The sequence below is a fragment of the Herbaspirillum sp. B65 genome (genome assembly GCF_000333555.1).
GTDB lineage: Bacteria > Pseudomonadota > Gammaproteobacteria > Burkholderiales > Burkholderiaceae_D > Herbaspirillum > Herbaspirillum rubrisubalbicans.
Window position 1 is genome coordinate 1 of record NZ_BADI01000053.1, and the last position, 3726, is coordinate 3726.

Consider the following 3726-nt stretch of genomic DNA (forward strand, 5'->3'; position numbering starts at 1 on the left):
TAAGCAAGACCATCGACAGTTCATACAGCTCGCGCACCTGGACTGGGATGAAGATGGTGGACTTTTCGGGGTCGATGCCCACGGCCAGGTAGTCCAGCGCCACTTCCAGCACGTTGTCGGTGACCTTCTGGTGGCGACCGACGTTGTCGGTCATGGCCTGGGTATCAGCCAGCAGCAGGAACTGGCGCGAGGTTTCCTGCAGCGCCACGCGCGACTTGAGCGAGCCGATGTAATGGCCCAGATGCAGCGGGCCGGTAGGACGGTCGCCGGTGAGGACGACGGGTAAGGTGCTGGAAGGTGTGGCGTTCGAAGACATGGTCATTCCTGATCGTTAATCTCTGGAATGCTGCCGGTCCCGACGCTGAAGAAACAATGCCGCCGGAACCGGCGGCATCATGGTCACATGGTCAAGCTGTGTGAAAACGGGCCGCCTCGTTCAGGCGCGCCACCAATGCTGGGTTTTCGCAAGTTGATTTTTTCGGAAAAGCATGGTGGCGAGTATAGCACCGGCAGCCCGTCATGTTGCGTTGCATAAGAAAAAACCGCCTCCACAGAGACGGTTGTTGTGCGAACGCTCCCGACTCAATAGGCGCCCGGTGGCGGACCGTAATACACCGGCGGCGGGCCGTAATAGCCCGGAGGCGGCGGTGGTGCGTAGTAATAGCGCGGGTGGTAGGTGTAGACGGTGGTGGTTTCTACCACCGGCTGCTGGACCTGGTTGCCCTTGCTGACCATACATTGGGTATAGGTCATGTCATAGCGCTGCTGCATCGAAAAATTGCCGCCGGAAGCAGCATTGCTGCCAGCGGCGCTGCCCACCAGCAGCCCGCCCCCGGCGCCGATGGCCGCTCCGGCACCGGCATTGCCCGAGGCCGCACCGATGAGGGCACCGGCCACTGCACCCACGGCGGTACCGACGGCGGCGCTGTTGACCGTATTGTTCTGGGTCTGCGCCGCCTGGCCGCCGATGGCGTCCTGGGCGTATTGCTGGCATTGCTGCTGGTCGGCGCGGAATTGCTCGTAGCTCTTGCCCTTGCCCGGCATGGCCATCACCGAGGGACCGGTCGGCACGCTCACGCATCCACCCAGCGCCAGCATGGCGCCCACGGCGGTGACGGTTGCGGCAGTCTTGTAGAGGGGTTTCACGTTGTTTCCTTTGCTGGAAGGATGGATCAGGATCTGGATCAGGTTCAGAGGGGCATTAAGCGCCTCATTGCGGCGGCGGCCCGCCCGGCCCGGCCGGGGTATTGGGGACTACCTTCATCCAGGGGCTGGGGCAGTTCTGGACATAAGGGTAATAGCCCTTGGACTCCGGGCAGTAGTACCAATAGTCCTGGCGCGCCGGTTCCACATACACCGGCGCCGGTACCCGTTCCACGTAGACCGGTGGCGGATAGTAGACCGGAGGTGGCACCCACACCGGACCACCGATGACCACGCCGCCATAGAAGTGCCCATGCGCATACGCTGAAGCGCTGGCGAACAGGCCCGCCATCGCCAGCACGCCAGAGAGGCCAATTGCCGCTAGTTTTTTCATGTTGTTGCCTTTGGGAGTGTCTCTGAATATCGTCACATTGCCAGACCATCTCGGCGCCGCTTTCCCCGTTGCTTCACTACCCGGCTCTCCTTGCCGGGCGCGGCTACCCGACGTATCTGATGCAGTGGAAACAATATACGCCGGGGACGATATGAAATCTTGGGATGTTTCAATTCGTAACCCCCGTCAATATTGATATACATGGGGTTGAAAAGGCTTTGCAATCAAGGGAATAGCAAGGGATAGCAAGACCAGGCAAATGCAAAGCGGCCTCACGAGAGGCCGCTTTGCAGTACTGCAGCACATCACACCAATGCATCACCCCGGGCGCGTCATCTGCTCCGGCTTGATCCACTCGGCAAACTGCGCTTCGGTCACATAACCCAGCGCCAGCGCGGCCTGCTTCAAGGTCGTGCCATCGTGGTGAGCTTGCTTGGCGATCTTGGCGGCCTTGTCATAGCCGATGTGCGGGGCCAGGGCGGTGACCAGCATCAACGACTTTTCCATCAGCTCGCCGATGCGGCTGTGGTTGGCTTCGATGCCGCGTGCGCAGTGCTCCTCGAAGCTGGCCATGCCATCGGCCAGCAGGCGCACGCTCTGCAGGAAGTTGTGGATGATCACCGGCTTGAAGACGTTGAGCTCGAAATTGCCGCTGGCACCGCCGATGTTGAGCGCGACATCGTTGCCGAACACCTGGGCGCACAGCATGGTCATGGCTTCGCACTGGGTAGGATTGACCTTGCCCGGCATGATGGAGCTGCCCGGCTCGTTCTCGGGGATGGTGATCTCGCCCAGTCCCGAACGCGGGCCGGAAGCCAGCCAGCGCACGTCATTGGCGATCTTCATCATGGCCGCCGCCAGGGTCTTCAAGCCACCGTGGGCCGACACCAGGGCATCGTGGCCGGCCAGCGCGGCAAACTTGTTGGGGGCGGTCTTGAAGGGGAAACCGAAATACTTGGCCAGCTCGGCGGCGACGCGTTCGCCGAATTCCGGGTGGGCGTTCAAGCCGGTGCCCACTGCCGTGCCGCCTGCGGCCAGTTCGGAGATGGCGTTCAAGGTGGCGATGATGGCCGACTCGGCATGGTCGAGCTGCGCCACGTAGCCGGAGAATTCCTGGCCCAGGGTCAGGGGCGTGGCGTCCTGCAGGTGGGTGCGGCCGATCTTGACGATGTCGGCGAACTGGGTGGATTTGTCCGCCAGCGTGCCGCGTAGCTGGTGCAGCGACGGGATCAGGTGCGTGGCCACGGCCATGCAGGCGGCCACGTGCATGGCCGTGGGGAAGATGTCGTTGGAGGACTGGCCGCGGTTGACATCGTCATTGGGGTGGATCAGGCGATCCTCGCCGCGCACGCCACCCAAGAGCTCCGAGGCGCGATTGGCCAGTACCTCGTTCATGTTCATGTTGCTCTGGGTGCCGGAACCGGTCTGCCAGACCGAGAGCGGAAACTCCAGCGGATGCTTGCCAGCGATGACCTCATCGGCGGCGGCCATGATGGCTTCGGCTTTCTTGCCGTCCAGCTTGCCCAGATCGCGGTTGACGGCGGCACAGGCGCGCTTGACGGCGGCTAGGGCCACGATCAGCTCGGCCGGCATCCGCTCGGTGGAAATATGGAAGTGGTGCAGCGAACGCTCGGTCTGCGCGCCCCATAGGCGCTCGGCAGGGACTTCGATCAGACCAAAGGTATCGCGCTCCATGCGGTGGTTCATGATGCTGGTTCTCCGTGATAAGACGGCCGCAAGCGGCCCGAGGATCCCGTGAGACTCTGGCCGATGCGTACGGCTGAGTCACCGGCGAGACTGAAAAGGAAACATCTAGTGTAACTGCTGGCGGGGCCGCCTGCTGATGATGCGGCGGTGTAAAGCTGGCGGGGGTATGGCTACGGCAACTGCACGCGGCATGGGACGGCGCTTGCGCCGCCACGACCGGCTCGCAAGGGTTCAACTGCCCTGGTTATCCTTGGGCGGATCGGGCAGTACACAGGCCTCGACCACCTGCAGATTGTTATCCTTGGCGAAGTTGACCACGAAGTGATAGGCCAGCGGCTCCAGCTCGCGCAGGGCTTCGTTGACCACCACCGAGCGCACGCCATCGATGTGGGTGGGCAACACGTAAGGGGAATATTTCAGGGTGCATTGCGTCCGCCGCTGCCTTCGGGACGGAAACACGACATCACGCCGCACAGGCGCTC

3 protein-coding genes and 2 pseudogenes are annotated in these 3726 nt (G+C 62.5%); all 5 read right to left on the reverse strand.

Going from position 1 to position 3726, the window contains the following annotated elements:
* Nucleotides 1–316 (reverse strand): annotated as a pseudogene (locus tag I5W_RS01195) (tryptophan--tRNA ligase); the annotation flags it as partial.
* 266 nt (nt 317–582) lie between these two features.
* On the reverse strand, nt 583–1146 hold the full coding sequence (locus I5W_RS01200; RefSeq protein WP_017454129.1) for a glycine zipper family protein: 564 nt from the start codon (nt 1144–1146) through the stop codon (nt 583–585).
* A 64-nt stretch (nt 1147–1210) separates the two neighbouring features.
* A complete protein-coding gene (locus I5W_RS01205; RefSeq protein WP_017454128.1) occupies nt 1211–1537 on the reverse strand; it encodes a hypothetical protein in 327 nt (108 codons plus the stop codon).
* 318 nt (nt 1538–1855) lie between these two features.
* On the reverse strand, nt 1856–3244 hold the full coding sequence (gene fumC / locus I5W_RS01210; protein WP_044527876.1) for a class II fumarate hydratase: 1389 nt from the start codon (nt 3242–3244) through the stop codon (nt 1856–1858).
* A gap of 231 nt (nt 3245–3475) precedes the next feature.
* A pseudogene (locus I5W_RS01215) lies at nt 3476–3726 on the reverse strand (DUF3579 domain-containing protein); the annotation flags it as partial.

Bases quoted from the DNA above. Each gene is read 5' to 3' on its own strand.
- I5W_RS01205 (WP_017454128.1), bottom strand. From the start codon at position 1,537: ATGAAAAAACTAGCGGCAATTGGCCTCTCTGGCGTGCTGGCGATGGCG.
- fumC (WP_044527876.1), bottom strand. From the start codon at position 3,244: ATGAACCACCGCATGGAGCGCGATACCTTTGGTCTGATCGAAGTCCCT.